We start from the raw sequence: 23,818 nt of genomic DNA, 5'->3' as shown, positions 1-23,818 counted from the left end.
TATTACCACCTCATTGTCGTTGCTTTCCGAACGTCCACGTTGCGGAAGTTCCGCACCAGCACCAGGATGATCCCGATACCGATGGCGACCTCCGCTGCAGCCAGTGCGATCGTAAACAGGGCGAACACCTGTCCGGTGAGGTTCCCGTGGAAGTACGAGAACGCGATCAGATTGATGTTCGCGGCGTTGAGCATCAACTCGACGGAGATCAGGAACATAATCGCGTTCCGTCGCGTGAGGACGCCGAACAGCCCGATGCAAAACACCGCGGCCGACAGCACCAAGTAGTAGTTCATCGGGACCGTCATCGGTCCTCACCTCGCTCGCCGCCGTCGGTCTCTAGCGGGGCCGTTCCCTCGTCGTCCTCGGTTCGTGCGAGCATGATCGCGCCGTCGAGCGCGGCGTCGAGCACCACGGCGATCAGGATGAACGCGACGAGGAATCCATCAACGGGAACGCCGTCTGCGGCGTCGATATCCAGTAGCGCGAACCCGATCGCCTCCATCACCGAGGCGTCGCCGAAGCCGGCCGGCGCGGCGAACCCAGCGCCGAGGAACACCGTCGCCATTACGGCGAACAGCGCCACTGCGACGAGGCCCGGCAACAGGTGCGAGCCGACGCGGAACTCGGGCTTGCTCACCGACACCACCTCCGCGAACGGCCGGTCGCCACGTCAGCTACCATGCCGTGTCACCTCCTCGTCCGGTTCGCGTCCACGTGTCAGCATCACGCCGAACGTGATCAGGATCAACACGCCGCCGATGTAAACGAGGATCTGGATGACTGCAAGGAACTCGGCTTGCAGCATCACGTAGAACCCCGCCACGCTGGTCAGCGCGACGCCGAGCAGGAGTGCGGCGTGCCACACGTCCCGCATCAGCACCGCCCCGGCGCTGCTCCCGACCGTCAGGAGTGCGAACAGCGCGAACGCGATGTAATCAAGTGCCATTAGTACCCTCTCGTCGCGGATGCCCTTTGAAGATTTCGAGACTGTTCGGAGATCGACCGCTCAATGCCGCTGTTCCGGTCGACTCTCCCGGCTCAGTCTGGAAACGCTGGTCGATATTGCCGTGTCAGGCCGGCCGAACGATAGCGATGGCGTCCGGCGCCGCTCGCGCGCGAAGCTATCGCCCACCGAATCAAACAATTGTCGGCATAATTGTTATGCGCACGGACCAACTATCGCCACCCATGGCGACGGACGAGAACGAAACCACGGTCAACGAGAGCTTTGCTGTGACGATCCCGAAAGCCGTCCGCGAGCATCTCGATCTCGAACCGGGTGATCGGCTTCGATGGCACGCCGAGGACGACGATGGTCTCGTTGCCGAAATCGTCCGTGAACGCCACGGAGTGGCATCCGATCTCGATCCCGTCGACATGGGTGAAACGGACGCCGTAGAGGCAACTGACGGCTACGACTGGTCCTGATGGCCGACGCCATCGTCGACTCCAACGTCCTTTTCGCGTTCAGGAGTGCGCGGGATCAGTACCACGACAAAGCCGCAGCGATCGTCGAAGCGATGGACGCGGGACGCCTCCCGAGAGGCATCGTAACAAACTACACCCTTCCGGAGATTCTGAACCCCATCTCGAAGCGTGCCGGGTCCGATCGTGCTGTAGAGACATTGACGTTCCTTGAGGAAAGCAGCGGATTCCGAATCCGCCATCTCGCACGCGAGGACCTAGCCCGCGGGCAGACTGTGTTTCGCCGGCAGAGCGATGTCGAGATCACTGATGCGATCCTCGTCGCTCACATGCGACGGACTGAAACGGAGTTTCTCTACAGCTTCGACGATGACTTCGATCGGTTCGACGACATCACTCGCTTGACCGCAGCAGCAAATCCGTACGAACAGTAGACCGGCCCGAAAAGTGAAACTGCGCTACTTGTAGTCGACTTCGCCTTCGCCTTCACCGATCCACGCGTCGCGGTCGGGTTCACGCGAGTTCAGCGGGTCGGATGCCACCTTTTTCATCGTCGGGTGTGCTCGCTGCGCTCGCACACCTCTCCTCGAAAAATCTGGGCCAAAAAGCCGGACGCTCCACTCGCTTCGCTCGGTCGCGTCCGGAGAAACGACTCGCGCCGGTGGCGCTCGTCGTACGATTACTGGTAGTCGACTTCGCCTTCGCCTTCACCGATCCACGCGTCGCGGTCGGGTTCACGCGAGTTCAGCGGGTCGATGTCCTTGTACCACGGCACCGACTTGAGCTGCTCTTTGTTGTAGACGAGGTCGTCTTTCGTGTCGCCCGTGAACTCGAAGTTCTGGGTCAACAGAATGGCGTCGACCGGACAGACTTCCTCGCACAGTCGACAGTAGATACACTGGCCGATGTGGAGGTTGTACTGCTCGCCGTTGCGCTTGTCGTCGGTGACGATCTGGATCGTGTCGTTCGGGCAGACGTTCTCGCACTGCCGACACCAGATACAGCGCTCTTGGCTGAACTTGTGGACGCCGCGGAACCGCGGCGACACTTCGGGCGCTTCTTCGGGATACTCGACGGTGAACGTGTTACCGTCGAGCGCGTGCTTCATCGTCGTCGCCATGGATTTGAGCAGTCCGATCATGCAATCAGCACCCCCACGATTACGGCCGTGAGCACCAGGTTAGCAAAGGACAGAACCAGCAGTCCTTTCCAACCAATCTCGATAAGCTGGTCGATGCGCACCCGAGGGATCGCCGACCGCGCCCACTGGGTGAACAGGAACACAGCCCACATCTTGATGATCATCCACACCAGCCCCGGCAGGACCGGCCCGGCAGGGCCGCCGAGGAAGACGGTCGCCAGAATGGCGCCGCCGAGGAAGATGTGGAGGAACTCGCCGAGGTAGATCAGCACGAAGTAGATCGAGGAGTACTCCGTCTGATACCCGGCGACGATCTCGGTCGGCGCCTCCGGCGTGTCGAAGGGGTTCCGACCGACTTCAGCGAGGTTCGCGGTCAGGAACAGTACGAACGCGAACGGGTTGACGAAGGCGTACCACGACGGGATCGAGATGCCCGCGATGGTGACGAGCGTCTCCGTCTGGGCGGCGACGATCTCGGTCATCTGGAGCGACTCCGAGAACAGCACCACCGACGCCGCAGTGACGATCAGCGGAATCTCGTAGGCGATGTTCTGTGCGACCGCGCGCAGACCGCCCAGCATCGAGTACTTGTTGTTCGAGGCGTAGCCACACATCACCAGACCGAGACTGGCGATCGACGCGATCGCGAACGCGAACACGAGGCCGATCTCGGGATCGGCGATCTGGAAGTTGATGCCCGCGATCGATCCCATCGGGATCACCGCAAAGCCGAGTAGCGCCGAGAAAGCGACGACCATCGGACCGATGTCGTAGGCTGGGCGGTCGGCGCCCTCGGGGATGATGAGCTCTTTGGACATCAGCCGAACCGCGTCGGCGATGATGATGAGCAGACCGAACGGACCGTGACGGTTCACAGCGATCCGGTCAGTAAAGGCGGCCGTGATCTTTCGCTTGGCCCACGGGCCGGCCAGTGCGGCGTTGGTCAGCATCAGCGAGGCGACCAGCGCCGACGCGATGAGGGCGGCGACGAACAGGCCAGCCCCACCGTAAGCGTCGAGTCCGAGCCACTCGGCGAGTTGCTCGGGCATCAACGTCTGGAGCGGTGCCGTCATCGATCCACCTCTCCGAGCACGATGTCGAGGCTACCGAGCGAGGCGATCAGGTCGGCGATGTACTCGCCTTCGGCCATCTCCGGCAGCGTCTGCAGGTTCGAGAAGCACGGGCTGCGGATCTTGAACCGGCCGGGCTTGTCGGTGCCGTCGGCGCGGATGTAGATGCCGAGTTCGCCCTTCGCACCTTCGACAGCGCGGTAGATTTCGGTGTCGGGGTCGGGCTTGATCGTCCGCGGGACGTTGCTCTGGATCTCGCGGTCGTCCTCGGGCCAGTCTTCGAGCAGGTCGACACACTGGTCGATGATCTTGGCCGACTCCTCGACTTCGCGCATGCGGACGAGCAGGCGCGAGAAGTTGTCGCAGCCGTCCTCGACGATAACGTCCCAGTCGAGCTCGTCGTAGTAGCCGTAGGGGTCGTCCCGCCGGAGGTCGTAGTCGACGCCGGAGCCGCGGGCGACCGGTCCGGTCGCGCCGTACTGCTTTGCGGCCTCGGGCTCGAGAATGCCCGTGTTGACCGTCCGGGCCTGCAGAATCTCGTTGTTCGTCAGCAGGTTGTGGAACTCCTCGGAGGCCTCGGGCAGCTCGTTGAGGTAATCGCGGATCTTGTCGAAGAACTCCTCGCGGGGTTCGGGCAGGTCCCACGCGACGCCGCCGAGCCGGAAGTAGTTGAACATCAGGCGCTGACCGGTGAGGTCTTCGAGGATGTTCTGGGCCTTCTCGCGCTCGCGGATCGCGTACATGAACGTCGCGGTGAAGTCGCCGTTGATGTCCAGCGCGAACGTCGCCAGCGCGAGCAGGTGCGAGGCGATCCGGCACAGCTCGGCGCTCATCGTCCGGATGATCTGTGCGTACTCGGGCACGTCGAGGTCAGCGAGGTCCTCGGCCGTGCGTGCGTACGCCCACTCGTTGAGCAGGCCAGCCGAGATGTAGTCCCACCGGTCGGGGTAGGGCATGATCTGGTGGCGGTAGGTGCCCTGCTGGCACATCTGCTCCTCGCAGCGGTGCAGATAGCCGATATCCGGATCGACATCGAGTACCTGCTCGCCGTCGAGCACGGTTTCGAGGTGGAGCACACCGTGGGTCGCGGGGTGGTGGGGGCCGATGTTGAGGAACATCGTGTCCGTCCCCTCGCCTTCGACCCGGTGGTCTTCCTGCAGCGGATTGGCGTGTTCGGTCAGCGAGACGATCTGCGGTTTGGTCTGGTCGTAGTCGCCGCCGAGGGGATGGCCCGTCCACGTCTCGGGCAGCAGAATGCGACGCAGGTCGGGGTGGTCCTCGTACTCGATCCCGACGAGGTCGTAGGCTTCACGCTCGTGCCAGTCGGCGGTGCGGAACACCGGCGCCCCACTTTGACTGACGGGGTTTTCGGTCGTCGTCGGCACGATGACGTTGACCTCTTGGGTCGGATCGTCGTACTTCTTGAGGTGGTAGATCGACTCGTAGCGATCCTCGTACTGCTGGGCGGTGACCGTCGAGAGATGGTCGAAGCCGGCCTCCTCGCGCAGCGTCGAGAGGACATCCTGCACGTCGTCGGGGCGAATGACGAACCCGCCGGCGTTGATGTGATCCTCGCGTTCGAGGACGTACTCGCCGAGCAGCGATTCGAGCGCGTCGTAGTCGACTTCGCCCTCGTCGACGCCGACCTCGGGCGTGTCGGGGAGCTCGGAGCGGCTCACGCGAGCCACCTCCGGTGTCGAGTGTGAGTAGATGAGTCGCAGCCCGCGCAGCGTAGCGAGCAGGAACGTCTTAGCGTAGTCATGGCGAATCAGCCCAGTTGTACCGCATCACGAGATCCTCTTCGTCGATCTGATCGGCCAGTTGGTCGACGATCTCGTCGCGTTCGAGGTCGCCGAACTGTTCGAGCTCGTAGGGCTTGACGACGACCGGCGAGGACTCGCCGTTGGCGACGCGCTCTTGGAGCTTGACGACGCCGTAGACCAGCGCCTCGGGTCGGGGCGGGCAGCCGGGAATCTGGATGTCGACCGGAATGACTTCCTCCGCGCCCTTGATGACGTTGTACCCTTCTTGGAACGGGCCGCCGGAGATCGTACACGAGCCCATTCCGACGACGAACTTGGGTTCGGGCATCTGGTCGTAGACGCGCTTCATCCGCGGGGCGAACTTCGAGACGATCGTCCCGGGGACGATCATCACGTCCGCCTGCCGCGGCGAGGCGCGGGGGACGCCGGAGCCGAAACGGTCGAGGTCGTGCTTGACCGCGTACGTGTGCATCATCTCGATGCTGCAGCACGCGATCCCGAACTGGAGCATGAACATCGAGGAGCCCCGCACCCAGTTCATAAAGGAGTCGAACTTGGTGAGGATGAAGGGCGATGCGCCGAACGCCTCGCGGAGCTTCGAGTTGAAGCGGTCGTCGGTGCCCGACCCCATACGCGCTTCGCGCGTCTCTGTTAGCGGGTCTGTACTCCCGGTGATTGCTTCCCGTGGTGTGTCGCTACTCATTGTTCAACGTTTCCTGAGGGGTCTGCGACCCGCACGCTGCGGGCCCATTTGACTGCGCCGTTGCGCCAGGCCCAGACGAGACCGACGACGAGCGTACCGATGAACACCAGCATCGGGACGAGGGCACGGACGAGTCCGAAGTCCTCGATCACCGACTGGTAGACGATCGTCCAGGGGAAGACGAACACGGTCTCGACGTCGAATACGAGAAACAGGAGCGCGACCATGTAGTACTGGATGTTAAAACGGATCTGCGTCCCCCCTGTCGGGATCTCGCCGCTCTCGTAGGTGGCGCGTTTACTGTCTTCCGGCACGGTCGGCCGCAGCAGCCACGATACCGCTATCATCCCGAGCGGTACCAGAACGGCTACCAGCGCCAACGCGCCGACTGCTATCCATGACATGCGATATTCTCCGTGACGTTCGGAGGTTGGGAACGCACCCATATAAGGGTTGATTCTTGCGTTTCGGCCCGCAAACACGTCACCAGAGCCGACTCGCAGCGCACCCGTAGGTGTCGTCGCGCGTTACTCCCGGCGCTCCCGAAACTCGGGCGTCCCGAGTTCGTGGAGGTCTCGCGAAACGACGCCGACATCGTCCTGCAGGTTCTCGTGGTACTCTACGAGGCGATCGCGGAGCTCGTCGTGCTCGCGAGCGAGGATCTGCGCTGCCGACAGTGCGGCGTTAAAGGACTTCCCGGCGTCGACGGCGACCAGCGGCGCGCCGGTGGGCATCCCGATCACAGAATCGACTGACTTCTCTTGGACGGGGACGCCGATCACCGGCAGCGGGTACGCGATCGAGGCCGTCATGTTCGGTAAGTCGGCGGACTTCCCGCCCGCGCCTGCGATGAGCACGTCGATGCCGCGGTCGGCGGCGGTCTCGCCGTAGGCGTACATCAGTTCGGGCGTCCGGTGGGCAGAGACGACGAACGTCTCGAACGTAAAGCGGCTCTCCGGCGGATCGTCGTAGTCGGTCTGTTCCTCGAAGCCCAACTCTTCGACGAACGCGTCGTAGGCGCCGGCGCGGCCGTCCTCACTGCCGGCCATCACATCGAGATCCGAGTCGCTCCCCATGATGATGCCCACGTCGGGCGTGGCCTCGGGGTCGCGGTCCTGTTCGGCCTGTGCGTGTAGCTCCTCGATCAGCGAATCCACTTCTGCAGATCCCGTCATGCTCGGAACGACGGCCAACCGATCAATGTACGTTTTGGGTTCGGATTGACGCCACTGCCCGACCCGAAGAGTGCCCGGTCCGACGAGTGCTCGTCGGCGTCAGTCCTGTCCGACGAACGTGGCAGAATCGCGGAGCCCGCGAACCCGTGCGAGCAGGTCCTCCACGTCGGCGTCGTCCGCGCCGGTCAGCGTGACGTGGCCCATCTTCCGCAGCGGGCGAGCGTCGCGCTTGCCGTACCAGTGGAGCGCGGCGCGCGAGGTCCCCAGAATCTCCTCGACGCCGCGGAGCGCGGCGGGTTGGGTCTCCTCGACATCGCCCAGTAGGTTCGTCATCACGGTCGGCGACCGGCGGTCGGTCGCGCCGAGCGGACGGCCGGTCACCGCGCGCACGTGCTGTTCGAACTGCGATGTGACTGCACCTTCGATCGTCCAGTGGCCAGAGTTGTGGGGCCGCGGCGCGATCTCGTTGACCAGAATCTCGTCGTCGGGTCCCTGAAACAGCTCGATGCCGTAGACGCCCCGGCCGTCCATCAGTTCGAGAACGTCGGTGGCGACCTCCTGTGCGCGTCGGCGCACGTCCTCGTCGGCACGCGCGGGCACGACCGTTTCCCGGAGGATCTCCTCGCGGTGGACGTTCTCGCCGGCGGGGAACGTCGCGACGCCGTCGGCGCCCTTGACGCCGATGACCGACAGTTCGCGCTCGTACTCCACGAACGCCTCGACCATCGCCGCGCCGCCGATCTCGTCGAGCACGGCTTCGGCGTCCTCGGGCGATTCGATCGGGGCGTTCCCGCGGCCGTCGTAGCCGCCCTCTCGGGCTTTCACCATCGCCGGGGAACCCAGCTCGTCGAGGGCGTCGCGCAGCTCGTCGGCGTCGTCGACCGCTCGGTACTCGGGAACCGGAATGCCGGCGTCGGTCAGCGCGTCCTTCTGGACGAGCTTGTCTTGGATCATCCGGAGCGTGTCCGGCGAGGGATGAACCGGAACGCCGGTCTCCTCTTGGACGCGTTCGAGCAGTTCGGGATCGGCTAGCTCGATCTCGAAGGTCAGGAAGTCCGACCGTTCGGCGAGTTCGCGGACCGCTTCGTCGTCGTCGAACTCCCCGACAATCTGATCCCGACAGACCGGAGAGGCCGGACACTCCGGCGTGGGATCGAGCACGACGAGTTCGATCCCGAGCGGGCCGGCAGCCTCCGCAAGCATCCGTCCGAGCTGTCCGCCGCCGACGACTCCGAGTGTCGGGCCGGGCGTAGAGAGTGGCGTCGCCATCGTAGAGGGGTGTTTCCCTCACCAGCGCTTAACAATTGCCAACTCGGGCGGTCGCGCCGCGGCTCGAACCGGCGCTCAAAATGCTGGAGGAACTCATTCATCAAGTATCAAAACTCTATAATAAATCTTCGATTATTCGGAATACCAAGTTACTTTATATTAATCTTCTGTCTCAACTGATATGCTAGGGAAGGTACGTCATATTGTACCGCGTGTTATCAGGCGGAGCTACGCGGCTAAGTTCGGCATCGCGCTGCTCGCGCTCGGTCTGTTGGTCGGTGGCATCGGAATCACGGCGACCCAAGCAATCGAATCCGGCGTCGCGGCGGACGCGAACGAGGATTACGCGACGATGGCCGCCCAAGAGGCGAGCGCAGTCGAATCGTGGGACGACAAGCAACGGCTGATCGTCGGAACGATGGCCGACTCCGATATCGTGACATCCGGCGATGCCGAGCGCATCGCCCAGTATCTGGATAACCGGCAAGACCAACTCAACAGCCGCGCCGACGGGACCGGCTATGCACACGAGATCTACTACGTCAACGTCGAGACGGGCCAAATATCGGCCAGCACCGCCGGATCGACTGCGGCCGGCGAGAACGGCTCGACGCTCGCGTCGCTCAGCATCCCCGAAGCGGACAGACAGGTGATCCGTGGGGATCTATCGGCTGACGAACCCTACGTGACCAGCCCCTACAAGATCGGTGACGACGACGCAACTGGAACACCCGCCGTCTCCTACGTCCGACAGGTGGCCGACGATCCCGAACACGCGATCATCTACACGGTCGATCTCTCGTCGTACTCGGCGAACTTCCAGACCGCGGGCGACACCACGACGACGATCGTCGTCGGTTCCAACGACCGCGTGATTCTCGACGACATCTACTTCGGCGCCGAAAATCAGCTGTTCCTCGACGCCTACGACGGCAACGGCGACCCCATCGCTGCTGCGCGGGCGACCGCCCCGGCGAACCCGCAGGCACAGCAGATCGACGAGAGTCCGCAAGGGGTGCTGGCCAGCGACATATACAGTTTCCCCGACGAATCGTACGTGGTCGGCTCAGCACAGGTCGAGGGGACAGGCTGGGTCGTTCTCGTCCACGAGCCGGTCAGCGAGGCCTACGGGTTCGTCGACGCCGTCTCGACGTACGGCGTCTGGATCACTGGCGTGGTCGTGCTGTTGATCGGGCTGGTCGGGGCGGTGCTCGGTCGGAACACCGCCGTCGCGATCGACCGTCTGACGACCAAGACCGAAGCGATGGAATCGGGCAATCTCGATGTCGAGTTCGAGACCAACCGCATCGACAGCATCGGGCGCCTCTACGACGGCTTCGCCAACATGCGCGATGCGCTCCGAACGCAGATCCAAGACGCCCAGAGCGCGCGGAAGGAGGCAGAACAGGCTCGTGCCGAGACCGAGCGGATGAACGACCATCTCGAAACCAAGGCCGAGGAGTACCAGCAAGTCATGGAATCCGCTGCGGGCGGCGACCTCACCGCGCGCATGGACCCCGAGAGCGACAACGAGTCGATGGCCCAGATCGGCCGGACGTTCAACGAGATGCTGGGCGAACTCGAAGCGACGACCGACCGGCTGAAGGCGTTCGCGGGCGAGGTCGCCAGCGCCAGCGAGCAGGTGACCGCCTCCAGCGAGGAAGTTCGTTCTGCCAGCGCGCAAGTAACTGAGTCGATCCAAGAGATTTCCGACGGCGCCGAGCGCCAGAACAACTCGCTACAGGCCGTTTCCGCCGAGATGAACGACCTCTCGACGACGACCGAGCAGATCGCCGCCTCCTCGAACGAGGTCGCCGACATCGCTGCTCAGACCGCCGAAACCGGACGATCTGGCCGTGAAGCAGCCCAGCAGGCGATCGAGGGGATGAACGCGATCGAAGCCGAGAGCGAGGAAGCCGTCGCCGAGATCGAGCAACTCCAAGAGGAAGTCGCCCAGATCGACGACCTGCTGGAGTTCATCACCGAGGTCGCCGAGCAGACCAACATGCTCGCGCTCAACGCCAACATCGAGGCCTCCCGCTCGGGCAGCGGCGAGTCCGGCGATGGCTTTGCCGTCGTCGCCGAGGAGGTTAAGGAACTGGCCGCAGACACCAAGGAAGCCGCAGAGGATATCGAAGGCCGACTCGAACAGATCAAGGCCCAAACCGACGACACGGCCGAAGAAGTCCGGACGACCTCTAGAGAGATCACCGAACACACCGACTCGGTGCGCGAAGCCGCCGACGCGCTCGAAGAGATCGCCGGGTACGCGCAGTCGACCAACGACGGCGTCCAAGAGATCAGCGCGGCCACCCAACAGCAAGCCGCCTCGACGCAGGAGGTCGTCGCCATGGTCGACGAGGCCGCGACGATCAGCGAGGAGACCACCGCCGAAGCCGAGACCGTTGCCGCCGCTGCCGAGGAACAGACCACCGCGATGACGGAAGTCTCTGACTCCGCTGCGTCGCTCTCCCAGCAGGCAACACAGCTCTCGGCGGCGCTCGATCGCTTCGACACCGACGCCGATTCTGCGGCTGGCGATCACGCCGACGGCTGGGCGACAAGCGAGGAACTCGATGCGCTGACGACCGGATCGCCCCAGGAGAGTTCCGACGACGGAGCGACGCCCGATCCGATCGAGCGCCCGGATCAGCAGGACGACCGCGCCTCCGGCGGGTCGGAACCCGTGGACGCCGACGAGTCGACGGACGCTGACTCGGAACGCTCTGAGGAGCGCGCGGACGACGCGTTCACCTTCGGCTCGACAGGATCGGGTTCAGACGACAAGTAATGCGGCCGCGGCCCTCACGCTGAGGGCAACCCCTCGACTCACTGCCGCCGATAGATCCGGAGCCGGCCGTCGAGGATCGTGAACTCGGATTTGACGCCCGGCGGGATCGTCTCTGCCTTCCCGATGACGAGATACCCGCCCGGCCGAAGCGACTCGGCGATCGTCTGCAGCATCGACTCCTTGTACTCGTTGTCGATGTAGATGAAGAGATTCCGGCAGACCACCAGATCGAAGCCGGATTTTGGCTCGTCGTTGATCAGGTCGTGGCGCTCGAACGCGACCATCTCCTTGACCGGGTCGCGTAACTCGAAGCGGTCGTCAGTCTGATCGACGTAGCGGTGGTAGTTCGAGAGGAACGTCAACTGCTCGCCGACATCGATCGTCCGCGTGTTCTCGTAGACACCCGCAGCGGCGTCGTCCAACGCCGCTTGATTGATGTCGGTCGCAAGAACGGAGAGCTTGTCGCCTGCCGTCCGCGGGTCGTCCAGTCCGAGCATCGCGAGCGAGTAGGGCTCGCGTCCGTCGGCGCAGGCGGCGCTCCACGCGTGGATGCGGTCGCAGTCCTCCGACAGTCGGCGCAGCACCGACCGTATCCCCTCCCAGACATCCGGATTCCGGAAGAAGCCGGTGACGTTGATCGAGAGCGTATCCAGCAGTTCGCGCTCCTCGTCGGGGTCGTCCCGGAGGTGTTCGAGATACTCTGCGTAGTCGTCGGACCCGGTACGGCGCATCCGCGAGGAGAATCGTCGCTGCAGGTAACTGTCGTTGTAGTGGCTGGTCGCAAACCCGAGGTTCTCCTCGATGTAGGCGGTCAGTCGGTCGAACGACGCCTCGTCGCTCACAGTTCCCTGTCGTCCTGATCGCCGTCTGCGGTCTTGATCGAGAAGACGCCGGTATCGGTCTCGAACACTACAGTACGACCGCGCTGGCCGCCGACTTCCTCGGCGACGAGCGGGACGCCGAGCTTGTCGAGCTCCTCGCGTGCGGCCGCGATGTTCCGATTTCCGACGCCGTCGCCGAAGCTCTCGAAGTCGAACATGTCGCTGCCGCCAGCGATCTTTGCCTCGACATCGGTGTAGCTCGCGCCCTTCTCGACCATCTGGCGGAGCATCGCCCGAACCGCCGTATCTGCGAACTTTCCGGGCTTGTCGTCGCTGGCGTCGTTGGTGTCGCCGTCCGGTAGCATGATGTGGGCGAGCCCGCCGACGCCGGAGCTATCGTCGTACAGCGCAACCGCGAGACACGAGCCCAACCCGTAGGACTTGAGCGTCTGACCGCTGTCGCTGACGACGAACTCGGAGATGCCGACGCGGATCGGATCCGGATCTGGCGCTCCCGGCTCGCTCCCGTAGGTTTTCATGGGTCTGTCTCTATTTCGTCGATCGCTGCCTTGGTCGGCGCCTTTTCGATTCGGTCCATCGGCAGGTCGTTGATCGCGCGTTCGAGATCGGACTCGTCGGGGATCGCGTAGATGTTACAGTCGAACTCCCGCTCGGCCGCCTGCACGACCGTGTCGAACACGAACGCGAACTCTTGGTTTTCGCCGAGTTGGATGACGACGGGGTCGATCACCGCCGCCCCCATGTCGCGGATGTACTCGGGCGGGGAGTGATCGATCGTCGTGTCGAGCACGTTGGCCCACCCGTCTAAAAATCCACTGGCCATGATGTTGCCCAGCTCTTTGATCGCGCTCTGGCCCATCTCGCCGAACTCGTCGTCCGGCTCGTTGGGGACCATCGCACGGACGATCTCGCGGGCAGAGGCCTCGTCGAACAGGAAGAGCAGATAGCCACTCGGCGTCCCGTCGAACTCGAAGGCGACGCCGACGAGGCTCTCGTCGTCGATCTCCTCGGGCATGGCCTCCAGCGGGACGAAGTTGAGCCGGCGAATCTCGACGCTCGTGTCGATGCCGGTCAGCATCGTGACGTTGTTGGCAACCTCGTCGGCACCCCGCTGGGCGAGCCGGTCGAAGCCGGCGAGCTTGTCGTACTCGATGCCGGCGTCGCCATCCGCACCCTGTCGTTCGAGCACGTCGGCCATCGCCTCGTGTTCCGGAAACAGGTAGTACCGGAACTGGATCTCGGTGTCGATCGCTTCGATCTGGCTCTGGAACAGCAAGGCCAGATCGTCGGCGCCCGGCGTCGTATCGATGTCGGCCAGAAACGGCTCGGCCGTGTCGCCCTCGACGAACTCCGGCGTCGCAACGTCGATCGCTGTGCTGAGAACGTCGGCCCAGCCGTCGATGAAGCCGCTGTTCATGATCTGGCCGACCTCGGTGATCGCGCTCTTGTTCATCTCGTCGAACGGTTCGTCTGGACCCTCCGGCAGCGCCGGCTGGTCGTCGATCGTCGGCTGGAGCGTCTCGACGAGATGGACCGCGCTCGCGCGGTCGAACACGATCACGGCGTGGCCGTCCAGTCCGCCCGAGAGCTGGACTCGGACACCGACTTTCTGCACGTCGTCGGCCAGCTCGGCGCGGATATCCGAGCCGCGCATGAAGTTGAGCTTCGTCACGCCGACGCGGGTGTCGACGCCGGTCAGCCGCGTGAGTCGGCCGGCCGCGAGCCCCGCGCCCTCTTGGGCCATCTGGTAGAACGTTCCGAGTGCATTGACGTCTAGTTTCATACTATGCGTAGGACGTCTCGATGCTGTTTACCATCTCGACGAACTCCTGAAGATCCGGGAACGCGTAGATCTCGGCTTCGATCTCGTAGCTCGGGACGTTCAGGCTGGAGTCGAAAAACAGCGCCAGATCCTCCTCGCCGAGACTGGCCGTTCGGCCCACGATCTCGGCTGCCGGCGCGTACACGAGCTGTGGCGTGGCGATGTCGATCGTCGTGCCGAGCACGTCGGCCCAGCCGTCGATGAAGCCGCTGGCCATCATGTTGCCCAGCTCCTCGACGGCGCTTCTGGCCATCTCGCCGGACACCGACGACATGTCGTCGACCATGTCGTTGAGCATCAGCGCCGTGATCTTCTTGGCGCTTTGCTCGGGGAACAGGATCAGGATGTGGCCGTGAGGTGGCTCCATCAGTCGGACGCGGACGCCGACGCGTTTGCCGTCGTCGAGCTGAGCGGTGAGGTCCTCGACGTCGATGAAGTTCGTCTTGGTCACCTCCATCTTGGCGTCCTCGCCGGTCAGCTTGCTCATGTTGTCGGCGACGCCGTTCGTCCCGACTTTCGCCATCTCGTTGATGAAGCTCAACTTCCGAATGTCGACCATCAGACTCATAGTATCACTTTCATAGTGTTTCCACGTCCAAGATGTTCACCACGTCACCTTCGCCCAGTACGGTCGCCCCGCTGAGCCCCGGGATGTCCCCGAGGAACCCCTCGAACGGTTTGACCACGACCTCCTGCTGACCCCGGATTCGGTCGCAGTGCAGCGCGACCGGCCGGACATCGTCGCGTACTTTCACCGTCATTCCGTTGCCGTTTTGCCCCGGCTGGGGCGTCTCTAAGGCGTCTGCGAGTCGAATGAGCGGGTAGCTCTCTTCGCCACGCGAGACGACTTCGCGGCCGTCCTCGGTCGAGACCGACCCCGAGGGGCCGATCTCCTCGACGACCTTGATCGGGATGCCGTACTCCTCGCCGCCGGATTCGACGAACAGGACATCGGCAATCGCCACCGAGATCGGCACTCGGAGGCTGACCGTCGTCCCCTCGCCGTCGCCGCTGTCGACCGAGACGGACCCATCGAGTTCCTCGACTGTGTTTGCGACGACGTCCATCCCGACGCCGCGACCGCTGACGTCGGTGACCTCCTCGCTGGTCGAAAAGCCCGAGTGGAACACGAGGTCGTACACGTCCTCGTCGTCCATCTCCAGCAGTTCCTCGTACTCCGCGATGCCTTCCTCGACGGCCTCGTCGCGGATCGCATCGACATCGAGCCCGCGTCCGTCGTCGTCGATTTCGATGACGACCTCGTCGCGTTCGCGCCGCGCCCGAAGCTCGATCGTCCCTTCGGGATCTTTGCCGGCGGCTTCACGCTCTTCGGGTGGCTCGATACCGTGGTCGACCGCGTTCCGGACCAGATGCATCAGCGGGTCGCCGATCTCGTTGAGGATCGAGCGGTCGAGTTCCACGTCCTCGCCCTCCATTTCCAACGAAACCTGCTTGTCCTGCTCGCGGGAGATGTCCCGGACCAACCGGGGGAGCTTGTTGGCGACCGTCTGCAGTGGGACGAGCCGCACGTCCATGACGGTGTCTTGGAGCTCCGAGGTGATCGTTTCGAGTTCGTCGACTTCGCCCTCGATCACGCTCCGCGGGTCGTCGTCCTCGACGGATCGGCGGAGGCGTGCGCGAGTCGTCACCAGCTCCTCGACGAGGTTCATCAGATCGTCGACCTGATCGACGTCGACCCGGATCGACTGAATCTCGTCGGTGCTGACGCCGGTTCCCGCGGCCGCCGACGGGGCGGGCTCGACGGTCTGCTCGTCGGCGTCGGCCGGCGCTGCTGCCGACTCGGGCGCCGCCGACTGGCTCGCTGCTGCCTCGGCGGTGCTGTCGCCAGTCGCAGAGGCAGCGCCGTCGTCCTCCGCCGAATCGCTCTCGACAGTCGACGCTGGGTCGGCTGTCTCGGCGTCACCGTCTGCCGACTGGGGCGTCGCGCCGGCCGAGACCGAGCCGTCGGAGGCTGCTTCGCCATCGGACTGCGCCGCGTCGGCGTCGGCCGAACTGGCGTCGTCCCCGGCTCCGACGTCGAGCACGTCTGATTCCTCGGTAGCCGACCCAGCGTCGGCGCCGAAGCTCGTCGTCTCGACGGACACGTCGTCGTCCGTCTCGTCGTCGAGTCCCATCGAGAGATCGAGCTCGTCGGCCGTCCCGAACTCGTCGTCCTCGTCGGCGTCGTCGGATTCGTCGACGCCGATGTCGCCGAACTGCCCGGCTTCGCTGATTTCGACGCTACTGCCGGTACCGTCGCCGGCGTCGATGTCTTCGTCAGCTTCGCCGTCGGCGTCTGCGCCGAGATCGGTGTCGGCGTCTTCGTCAGCTTCGTCGCCGACGCCGTCATCGAAGGAATCGTCGAGTTCGAGATCGGGGCCGGCGTCGGAATCGTCCTCGGTGCCCGCTCCCGAGTCACCGAACGAGAGGTCGTCGAACTCGCCGTCGCCGTCATCGCTCGCCGATTGCTCGGCATCTGCTGACTGCTCGGCGTCCGCCGGCTCGTCCAGCGCGTCGTCGAGTGCGCTGCCGAGATCTGCCTCGGCGTCGTCGGCCGTACTGGCGTCGGCTGCTTCGGACTCGTCGACCGCGTCGAACGGGTCGTCTGCGATCGCCGCGCCGTCGTTGGCTGGCTCCGCCAGTTCGTCGTCGCCGATCAACTCGTCGACCGATGGTTCGTCCGCGCCGTCGCCGGCGCCGAACGGGTCGTCCGCGACCTCGCCGCTGGCGAAGGGATCGTCGCCGCCGAGTTCGTCCTCGTCCAGCAGCTCGTCGAAGCCGACCTCGTCGTCGTCGAGTTCCTCGAACTCCAGCTCTGCGAGCTCGTCTTGCAGCTCGTCGAAGCCGACCGGATCGACCTCCTGTTTGAGCTCTTGGAACGTGTCCGATGCGTCGCCGTCGCCCGCGTCGTCCGTCTCATCGTCGTCGGCTGCCGAAGACGCGGCGTCGTCGGCTTCCGAGGACGCGTCGTCGACGGCCTCGGGCGAGGGTGCGTCGACGTCTACGTCACCGACGTCGACATCGTCGAACGTCCCGGCGTCGCCGAGGTCGTCAAACCCTTCGACATCGTCGACCTCCTCGACCATCTCGTCCAGATCGTCGTACTCGCTGAACTCGTCGAGCAGGTCGTCGACCTCCATCTCGTTGGGGTCGACCTCGTCGTCGGGCTCGTTCGTGGCAGTCTCGTCGGTCGTCGCCTCGGGCACGTCGGCGCCAGTGTCGACGCGGTCCGTGACCTCGACGATCAGTGCCCCCTCGACGGCATCGACGGGATCGAGCGCTGCCGAGATCGAGTCCTCGCCGACGGCGCTGGCAAACACCGCGTCGAAGCTGCCGCCGTAGTCGCCGGCCTCGATCTCCTCGGCGTCGGGGGCGGTCCCCAGCAGGTCGAAGGCGTCTTCGAGCGCTTCGACGACGAGCATTCCTTGGGATTCTAGCTCCTCGGAAACGTCGAGCCGAACGTGAAAGAGGTTGTGCGAGCCGTTTTCCGGCGTCGCGGCATCCTCGATCAGGTCGTCGATCTCACGCTCGCTGGGCTCGGTCAGTCCTTCTGTCGCCGCAAGCTGTTCTCGGAGCGTCTCGATCGTCTCGGTCGGATCGGTCTGTGGTTCGCCGTGCTGGGGAACCTCGTCGATCATCGCCTCCAGCTGGTCGACGCCCTCGAAGATGCGATCCATCAACTCCGGCGACACCTCGAGGTCGCCCGATCGAACGGCGTCGAGCAGGTCTTCGAGGGCGTGAGCGAGATCGCTCGCGTCGGTAAAGCCCATCGCACCGCAGTTGCCTTTCAGCGTGTGTGCGGTACGGAAAATCCGCTCCATCGCCTCGTCGTCGTCCGGATCGCGCTCCAACTCGAGCAACGCGTTGTTCAGCTCCGTGATATTCTCCTCGCTTTCCTGCACGAACTCCCTGACGTACTCATCCATGCGTTTCCACCTCCGTCGAGAGTGCGGTTGCGATGCCGCCGGGAATCTCGTCGGCCGGCAGCACGTGATCGACATCGCCCGTGGCGATCGCCTGCCGCGGGATGCCGAAGACGGGACTGGTCGCCTCGTCCTGTGCGATCGTCGTCCCGCCGGCGGCCTTGATGGCGCTGATACCGGCGGCGCCGTCTCTGCCCATGCCGGTCAGCGCGACGCCGACCAGCGGCGGGTCGACGCGCTCTGCGGCCGATTCCATCGTCACGTCGATCGCCGGGCGGACGCCGTGGACGCGCTCGTCCTCGGTCAGCCGCACACGTAACCGGTCGCCCGTCGCGTGGGCAACCTCCATGTGGCGGTCGCCGCGTGCGATCAGCACCTCGCCACCGGAGACGCGGTCGCCGTCTTCGGCTTCGCGAACGTCGTACTCACACAACTCGTCCAGTCGTGCCGCCAGCCTGTCGGTGAACTCGGCGGGCATGTGCTGCACGACGAGTACGCGCGCGTCGAGGTCACGAGGCAGTTCGTAGAGAATCCCTTCGACGATCTTCGGGCCGCCCGTCGAGGCGCCGACGACGACCGTGGGGTGCTCGCGGAACGATCCAGCCGGAGCATCGCTTTCCCCGGTCGGGGCATCCGATCGGGACGCAGCGTTCGCTCCGGCGTCGGTCCGTGGCTCGCTGACCGCTGGTCCGGACCGGCTGTTGGCGGTCGATCCGGCGCTTCCGGCGGTTGCCGTGTGTGCCGCCGCGGCGGCCCGCGAGGGCGCCAGCGACGACACGTCTGCGCGCGCGACCGTCTCGACGACATCGAGCAGGCGATCTTTCAGCCCGGCGATGTCGGTCGAGACCTCCCCGCTCGGCTTGGCGAGGAAATCGACGGCACCGCGGGAGAGCGCTTCGAGCGTCTCCTCGGCGCCCTCTTGGGTGTGCGCGCTCAGCATGATGATCCGCGTCGGATTCGTCGACATGATCCGGCTGACGGCTTCGATACCGTCCATCTCGGGCATCTGGACGTCCATCGTGACGATGTCTGGATCGTGCTTTTGGACGGCCGCTACCGCCCGCTGGCCGTCGCTCGCGCGATGCACGTCGTACCCGTTTTCGGCCAGGATGTTGCCGATGACCGTCCGCATGAACTGCGAGTCATCGACAACGAGTACGCTCGTCATGCCGGGACGACGTCCTTGAGCGCCTTGCGGACGCTCGGCTCCTCGAACGGCTTTGTCACGTATCCGTCGGCGCCGGCCTTGACCGCGAGTTTCATCTTCTCGCGCTGGCCGACGCTGGTACACATGATGACCCGCGAGTCCGGGTCGAGTTTCTTGATCGCAGCAGTCGCTTTGATGCCGTTACATTTCGGCATCACGATGTCCATCATTACGATGTCCGGTTGCTGCTCTTTGTACAACTTGACCGCTTCCGCCCCGTTGGACGCCTCCCCTACGATGTCGTAGTCTTCTTCCAGAATCTGCCGTAGGAGATTCCGCATAAAATGAGAGTCGTCCACGATGAGCACCCCTGTCGACATTCAGTTGATACACCAACCTCCGCTTGGCGTAAGGGAAATATAAATGCTGTCTCTATATTATCACATTCGATAACTGAGGGAAACGCATCGTTTCGACGGCGTCGGCGCCAGAATCGGCGCCGCTGTGAACGGATCGTTCACACTCCGACAGCGCGACAGTGCGACGAGAAAACGTGAACTTCTGGTGACTCCAACCGCAGGGTACCGACGCTACAGACGGCGTTCTGGCGGGTACTGCCACGCAGCAGAATCCCTCTCCTCAGGTGTCGCCGGCGACGGCGACCAGCCCTTCGACATCGAGCAGGGAGATACGATCCTCCTCGTCCTCCCGACTGATGACCGCCCGAATCAGTTCGTGGGCAAGCGCCGACGCGTCGACGCCTTCGTCTGGTGCCGGCCGGCGGAATATGCTGCTCACCGGAATCGACTCCACACCGGTCACCTGATCGACCCGGATTCCGGCGCCCTGCCGGTCCGACGGGCGATCGAACACGAGCACTCGTTGGTCTGCCGCGCTGTCTCCCGCTCCGGCGTCGGGAAGATAGACGCGCGGGTCGATGATCGCCGTGATGTCCCCCCGAAGATCGATCACGCCCTCGATGGCATCGGAGGATCGCGGGACGCGCGTGAACTCGCCCGCATCGACGACGCTTTTGACCGCCTCGACCCCGACCGCGTAGCGTGTTGCTCCGATGCGAAAGACGACGAACCGTTCGCGCTCTTCGGTCTCTTCCTCGCCCTCCTGTGGGTCCGGATCTCGCCCGTCGGCGTCGCCGCCGTCGTCGAGCTCCAGTAGTTTGTCCGGTAGTTCCGTCGCCATCTTTTCGTATCAACCACACCGGAGCACCAAAAACGTTGACCACTGCCGGAATCGCAACGGGTCCCACCGTCCCGCGTCGACGGGTTCAGTTTGTTGCCGTAAGATTCAACATTGATAGCTGGATACGTATCAGGAACATGACTGAGGAAGACGCCGAACAACAGATCGAGACACCCGATACGCCCGAGGCACTCCTCGGGGCACTGGGGGGCAAGTACAGCGCCGAGATTCTGGCGTCGACTCAAACGCCGACCTCCGCCCAGTCGCTGAGCGACGCCCTCGAGATTCCGATCGCCACCTGCTACCGGCGGATCGAGGATCTCACTGAGGCTGGACTGCTCCGCTGTGAGGGCCGACAACTCTCCGAGGAGGGACGCAGAACGAACGTCTACCGACGCACGCTCGACCGGTTGACGCTGGATTTCACTGGCGGTGAGCCGACGATCGACCGCGAGGAACGATCGGAGGCCAAGATCCGCCTGCAGGATCAACGCGACGAGTGACCGGGACGGCGGAGCCGAACGAGTTAAGGTATTCTCTCTGTATCACTGTGATATGAACGAGACAGGAGTCGTCGAGTACGACGGGCGCACGGACGCCGCTGCGTCCGATACCGACGACCGGGTGCTGTACGTCGGACGTGATCGGCCGATCCGAATTAGCGCCGGACACCGCCTCATGCACCACGACGGGAAGTGTAGCCGCCCGCACGGCCACAACTACGAGATCACCGTTCGCGTGACGGGATCGCTCACCGAGGAGGGGTGGGTCGTCGACAAAGGCGATATTACCTCAGTAATCTCCGAGTGGGATCACATGTTTCTCGTCGAAGAAGGCGATCCGCTGGTCGACGCCTTCGACGCCTCGGGCGACGCCGACGCCGTCGTGAAATTCGAACGGCCACCGACCGCCGAGGTGATGGCCGCCGTGCTCGAAGAGCGCCTCGACGACGCCCTGCCCGACACCGTAAGCGACGTTGCGGTGCAGGTCAGCGAGACGGCCGAACTCTGCGGCGGGAGCTACCTCTAACCGTGCCCGTTAGTTCCGACGCCGCGGTCGATCGAGACGGCGACGCCCCCGACGGCAACATCACTGACGGCGACAGCACGGACACCGAGTCGCCGCCCGAGGACGGCCTCCCGATCAACGAGCTGTTCTACTCGCTGCAGGGCGAGGGCCGACTCGCGGGGACGCCGTCGGTGTTCGTCCGTACATCGGGCTGTAACCTTCGGTGCTGGTTCTGTGACTCCTATCACACCTCGTGGGAGCCGACCCACGCTTGGCAGTCGATCGACGAGATCGTCGACGCGGTCGAGGGCTATGACGAGGCAAACCACGTCGTCCTGACCGGTGGTGAGCCGCTGATCCACGACGCCGCCGTCGACCTGATCGAACGGCTCGACGCCGCCGGCTATCACGTCACCGTCGAGACCAACGGGACGATCCACCGGGACGCCCCGATCGACCTCGCCAGCGTCAGCCCGAAGCTCTCGAACAGCACGCCGACCGCCGAGCGCGACCCCGCGGGCGACGGCGAGTGGGCCGAGCGCCACGACGACCGCCGAATCGACCTCGACGCCCTGACGGCGCTGGTCGCAGACTACGAGACGCAACTGAAGTTCGTCGTCGCCGACGACGGCGACCTCCCCGAGATCCTCGACCTGCTCGACCGACTGCGCGACGCCGCCGACGCGCCGATCCCGGACGACCGGGTTCTGCTGATGCCCGAAGGTGCGACCCGGGAGCGACTCGCCGAAACCCGCGAGCGCGTCGCCGACCTCGCGCTCGAACACGGGTTCCGGTACACGCCCCGACTGCACGTCGACCTCTGGAACGACGCCCCCGAAACCTGACCCATGACCGACACCACCACTTTCGACGAACCGACCGACGAACAGTCCCCCGGCGCCGTCGTGCTGGCTTCCGGCGGGATGGACAGCGCGACCGCGGCCTACGAGGCCCGCGAGCGGGGCTACGACCTGTACCTGCTCCACACCTCCTACGGCCAGCGCACCGAGGGCAAAGAGTACGAGTGCGCCCGCGCGCTCGCGGAGGAACTCGACGCAGAAGAGTTCCTGCGCGTCGAAACGAGCCACCTCGCGCGCATCGGCGGGTCGAGCCTGACCGACGACGAGATCGACGTGGAGGACGCCGCCGACACCGACGACGAGGAGATTCCCGACACGTACGTCCCCTTCCGGAACGCGAACCTGCTTGCGATGGCCGTCTCCTACGCCGAAACCAACGACTGTGAGGCCATCTTCATCGGCGCCCACAGCGAGGACTTCTCGGGCTATCCGGACTGTCGCCCCGCATTCTTCGAGGCGTTCCAAGGCGTCGTCGACGCCGGCACGAAGCCCGACACCGAGATCGAGATCGCGGCGCCTTTTGCCGAACTCTCGAAGACCGATATCGCCGACCTCGGGCGCGACCTCGGCGTCCCCTACGAGCTCACGTGGAGCTGCTACCGCGAGGAAGCGCCGGCCTGTGGTACCTGCGACGCCTGCGCGTACCGGCTGGAGGCGTTCCAGCGCGTCGGCGTCCGCGATCCGATCGAGTACGAGCGCCGCCCCGAGTACGCCGACTAGCTGCTTCTGTCGTCCGGTCGCGCACCCGACTCGCCGTCGCTGGACGCCGCGGCCCCGCCGGCGTCCGGCCGCCGTCGCGCCGTGCTCGTCAGGTAGATTCCAGCGATCACCACTCCTCCGCCGGCGAGCGTGACTGTCGTCGGCACTTCCGAGAGCAAGAGGAGCGCCAGCAGCGTCGCGCCGACCGGCTCGCCCAGCAGCGCCACGCTGGCGACCGTCGACCGAACGTGTTCGAGCGCCCAGTTCACGACCGTGTGCCCGAAGAGTCCGGGTCCGACCGCGAGGCCGAGAAAGAGCAGCCACTCTCGGGGCGGGTACGCGAACAACGGTTGTCCTCGTGCGAGCACCACGACGAGCAGCGTCGCCGCGCAGGCTGCGTACACCACGGTGACGTACGGAAACACCGTGACGCGCTGGCGGATCGATCGCCCGGCGAGAAAGTAGGCCGCCCCCGCCGCGGCGCCGACGACCGCCAGCGCGTTGCCGATTCGGGCCTCCCCGGCGACCGCCACCGACGCCTCGGGATCGGCGAGCGACATCACGACCGCCCCACAGAGCGCGACGCCGATTCCGAGGACGACCCGTCGATCGACGTACTCACCGAGCACCAGCGCCGCCCCGACCGCGACGAAGACAGGCTGGGTCTGGACGAGCGTCGTCGACGCCGCCACGCTGGTCCACGATAGGCTCTCGAACCACGACGCGAAGTGCAGCGCCAGTGCGACGCCCGCGACGACCGCGGCGCCGGCGTCCCGACGCGAGAGCTGACGGAACTCGCCGCTGTGGTCTCCGAGCGCGAACGGCGCGATCAACGCGAGGGTAAAGAGCACGCGATAGAAGGCCGCGACGCTTGACGGCGCCCGGCTCCAGCGCACCAGAATCGCGGCGGTGCTGACCGCCGCGACGGCGACGCCCAGAGCCGCCATCGGGGGGACATGCTCATCGACCCACGCGCT

General features: G+C 64.8%; 26 protein-coding genes and 1 pseudogene. 7 read left to right on the top strand and 20 right to left on the bottom strand.

Annotated elements, in window-relative coordinates; translation table 11 throughout:
- Nucleotides 1–2 precede the first annotated feature (2 nt).
- From nuoK to CRO01_RS10595, 3 genes are read right to left on the bottom strand one after another with little or no spacing between them, the layout of a single operon-like run.
- Entirely contained in the window at nt 3–308 is a 306-nt protein-coding gene (gene nuoK, locus CRO01_RS10605; protein WP_097009092.1) for an NADH-quinone oxidoreductase subunit NuoK, read from the bottom strand.
- A complete protein-coding gene (locus CRO01_RS10600; protein ID WP_097009186.1) occupies nt 305–640 on the bottom strand; it encodes a proton-conducting membrane transporter in 336 nt (111 codons plus the stop codon). The genes nuoK and CRO01_RS10600 overlap by 4 nt, the downstream gene beginning before the upstream one ends.
- 33 nt (nt 641–673) lie before the next feature.
- Entirely contained in the window at nt 674–949 is a 276-nt protein-coding gene (locus tag CRO01_RS10595; protein ID WP_097009091.1) for an NADH-quinone oxidoreductase subunit J, read from the bottom strand.
- A 242-nt stretch (nt 950–1,191) separates the two neighbouring features.
- Between CRO01_RS10595 and CRO01_RS10590 the strand changes: the two genes are divergently transcribed.
- On the top strand, nt 1,192–1,431 hold the full coding sequence (locus tag CRO01_RS10590; RefSeq protein WP_097009090.1) for an AbrB/MazE/SpoVT family DNA-binding domain-containing protein: 240 nt from the start codon (nt 1,192–1,194) through the stop codon (nt 1,429–1,431).
- On the top strand, nt 1,431–1,862 hold the full coding sequence (locus CRO01_RS10585) for a type II toxin-antitoxin system VapC family toxin (protein WP_097009089.1): 432 nt from the start codon (nt 1,431–1,433) through the stop codon (nt 1,860–1,862). The genes CRO01_RS10590 and CRO01_RS10585 overlap by 1 nt, the downstream gene beginning before the upstream one ends.
- A gap of 24 nt (nt 1,863–1,886) precedes the next feature.
- On the opposite strand, the pseudogene CRO01_RS17170 reads toward CRO01_RS10585, so the two are convergent.
- The 8 genes and pseudogenes from CRO01_RS17170 to CRO01_RS10550 form a co-directional block, all read right to left on the bottom strand.
- A pseudogene (locus tag CRO01_RS17170) lies at nt 1,887–1,961 on the bottom strand (NuoI/complex I 23 kDa subunit family protein); the annotation flags it as partial.
- A gap of 146 nt (nt 1,962–2,107) precedes the next feature.
- Nucleotides 2,108–2,569: a NuoI/complex I 23 kDa subunit family protein gene (locus CRO01_RS10580; protein WP_097009088.1), complete on the bottom strand. Its 462-nt coding sequence runs from the start codon at nt 2,567–2,569 to the stop codon at nt 2,108–2,110.
- The gene (locus tag CRO01_RS10575) at nt 2,566–3,642 is read right to left on the bottom strand and encodes a complex I subunit 1/NuoH family protein (protein WP_097009087.1); all 1,077 of its coding nucleotides are present in this window, start codon (nt 3,640–3,642) and stop codon (nt 2,566–2,568) included. Before CRO01_RS10575 ends, CRO01_RS10580 begins: the two co-directional genes overlap by 4 nt.
- Entirely contained in the window at nt 3,639–5,318 is a 1,680-nt protein-coding gene (locus tag CRO01_RS10570) for an NADH-quinone oxidoreductase subunit D (RefSeq protein WP_097009086.1), read from the bottom strand. Before CRO01_RS10570 ends, CRO01_RS10575 begins: the two co-directional genes overlap by 4 nt.
- A 79-nt stretch (nt 5,319–5,397) precedes the next feature.
- Nucleotides 5,398–6,105, bottom strand: a complete 708-nt coding sequence (locus tag CRO01_RS10565) for an NADH-quinone oxidoreductase subunit B (RefSeq protein ID WP_097009085.1) — start codon at nt 6,103–6,105, stop codon at nt 5,398–5,400.
- Nucleotides 6,102–6,509 carry an NADH-quinone oxidoreductase subunit A gene (locus CRO01_RS10560; RefSeq protein ID WP_097009084.1) on the bottom strand — a complete coding sequence of 136 codons (408 nt, stop codon included), beginning with the start codon at nt 6,507–6,509 and terminating at the stop codon, nt 6,102–6,104. The genes CRO01_RS10565 and CRO01_RS10560 overlap by 4 nt, the downstream gene beginning before the upstream one ends.
- A 123-nt stretch (nt 6,510–6,632) precedes the next feature.
- Nucleotides 6,633–7,280 (bottom strand): AIR carboxylase family protein, encoded by a 648-nt coding sequence (locus CRO01_RS10555; protein WP_097009083.1) that lies wholly within the window; start codon nt 7,278–7,280, stop codon nt 6,633–6,635.
- A 99-nt stretch (nt 7,281–7,379) separates the two neighbouring features.
- Nucleotides 7,380–8,549, bottom strand: a complete 1,170-nt coding sequence (locus CRO01_RS10550) for a 5-(carboxyamino)imidazole ribonucleotide synthase (protein ID WP_097009082.1) — start codon at nt 8,547–8,549, stop codon at nt 7,380–7,382.
- Between the two features lie 181 nt (nt 8,550–8,730).
- On the opposite strand from CRO01_RS10550, the gene CRO01_RS10545 reads away from it, so the two are divergent.
- Entirely contained in the window at nt 8,731–11,340 is a 2,610-nt protein-coding gene (locus CRO01_RS10545; RefSeq protein ID WP_097009081.1) for a methyl-accepting chemotaxis protein, read from the top strand.
- 38 nt (nt 11,341–11,378) lie between these two features.
- Here CRO01_RS10545 and CRO01_RS10540 read toward each other — a convergent pair whose 3' ends face one another.
- The 8 genes from CRO01_RS10540 to CRO01_RS10505 form a co-directional block, all read right to left on the bottom strand.
- Nucleotides 11,379–12,182 (bottom strand): CheR family methyltransferase, encoded by an 804-nt coding sequence (locus tag CRO01_RS10540; RefSeq protein WP_097009080.1) that lies wholly within the window; start codon nt 12,180–12,182, stop codon nt 11,379–11,381.
- Nucleotides 12,179–12,700, bottom strand: coding sequence for a chemotaxis protein CheD (locus tag CRO01_RS10535; protein ID WP_097009079.1), 522 nt, complete (start codon nt 12,698–12,700; stop codon nt 12,179–12,181). The genes CRO01_RS10540 and CRO01_RS10535 overlap by 4 nt, the downstream gene beginning before the upstream one ends.
- Nucleotides 12,697–13,965, bottom strand: a complete 1,269-nt coding sequence (locus CRO01_RS10530; RefSeq protein WP_097009078.1) for a chemotaxis protein CheC — start codon at nt 13,963–13,965, stop codon at nt 12,697–12,699. The genes CRO01_RS10535 and CRO01_RS10530 overlap by 4 nt, the downstream gene beginning before the upstream one ends.
- Nucleotide 13,966: 1 nt before the next feature.
- Nucleotides 13,967–14,572: a chemotaxis protein CheC gene (locus CRO01_RS10525; protein WP_097009077.1), complete on the bottom strand. Its 606-nt coding sequence runs from the start codon at nt 14,570–14,572 to the stop codon at nt 13,967–13,969.
- A gap of 10 nt (nt 14,573–14,582) precedes the next feature.
- Nucleotides 14,583–17,930, bottom strand: coding sequence for an Hpt domain-containing protein (locus tag CRO01_RS10520; protein ID WP_097009076.1), 3,348 nt, complete (start codon nt 17,928–17,930; stop codon nt 14,583–14,585).
- Nucleotides 17,923–19,095, bottom strand: coding sequence for a chemotaxis-specific protein-glutamate methyltransferase CheB (cheB, locus tag CRO01_RS10515; protein ID WP_097009075.1), 1,173 nt, complete (start codon nt 19,093–19,095; stop codon nt 17,923–17,925). Before cheB ends, CRO01_RS10520 begins: the two co-directional genes overlap by 8 nt.
- Nucleotides 19,092–19,454 carry a chemotaxis protein CheY gene (gene cheY, locus CRO01_RS10510; RefSeq protein ID WP_097009074.1) on the bottom strand — a complete coding sequence of 121 codons (363 nt, stop codon included), beginning with the start codon at nt 19,452–19,454 and terminating at the stop codon, nt 19,092–19,094. The genes cheB and cheY overlap by 4 nt, the downstream gene beginning before the upstream one ends.
- Before the next feature lie 259 nt (nt 19,455–19,713).
- Nucleotides 19,714–20,274, bottom strand: coding sequence for a chemotaxis protein CheW (locus CRO01_RS10505; protein ID WP_097009073.1), 561 nt, complete (start codon nt 20,272–20,274; stop codon nt 19,714–19,716).
- 137 nt (nt 20,275–20,411) lie between these two features.
- On the opposite strand from CRO01_RS10505, the gene CRO01_RS10500 reads away from it, so the two are divergent.
- From CRO01_RS10500 to queC, 4 genes are read left to right on the top strand one after another with little or no spacing between them, the layout of a single operon-like run.
- On the top strand, nt 20,412–20,777 hold the full coding sequence (locus tag CRO01_RS10500) for a helix-turn-helix domain-containing protein (RefSeq protein WP_097009072.1): 366 nt from the start codon (nt 20,412–20,414) through the stop codon (nt 20,775–20,777).
- 52 nt (nt 20,778–20,829) lie between these two features.
- Nucleotides 20,830–21,303: a 6-pyruvoyl trahydropterin synthase family protein gene (locus CRO01_RS10495; protein WP_097009071.1), complete on the top strand. Its 474-nt coding sequence runs from the start codon at nt 20,830–20,832 to the stop codon at nt 21,301–21,303.
- Nucleotides 21,304–21,305: 2 nt separating this feature from the next.
- Nucleotides 21,306–22,127: a 7-carboxy-7-deazaguanine synthase QueE gene (locus CRO01_RS10490; protein WP_097009070.1), complete on the top strand. Its 822-nt coding sequence runs from the start codon at nt 21,306–21,308 to the stop codon at nt 22,125–22,127.
- 3 nt (nt 22,128–22,130) lie between these two features.
- Nucleotides 22,131–22,862, top strand: a complete 732-nt coding sequence (gene queC / locus CRO01_RS10485) for a 7-cyano-7-deazaguanine synthase QueC (RefSeq protein WP_097009069.1) — start codon at nt 22,131–22,133, stop codon at nt 22,860–22,862.
- Here the strand turns inward: queC and CRO01_RS10480 are convergent.
- Nucleotides 22,859–23,788, bottom strand: a complete 930-nt coding sequence (locus tag CRO01_RS10480) for a DMT family transporter (RefSeq protein ID WP_097009185.1) — start codon at nt 23,786–23,788, stop codon at nt 22,859–22,861. The genes queC and CRO01_RS10480 overlap by 4 nt on opposite strands.
- Nucleotides 23,789–23,818 lie beyond the last annotated feature (30 nt).

Source organism: Natronoarchaeum philippinense, assembly GCF_900215575.1.
In the GTDB taxonomy this organism is placed as follows: Archaea; Halobacteriota; Halobacteria; order Halobacteriales; family Natronoarchaeaceae; genus Natronoarchaeum; species Natronoarchaeum philippinense.
The sequence above is the reverse complement of the archived record's forward strand: the minus strand, read 5'-3'. Positions and strand labels throughout refer to the sequence as shown.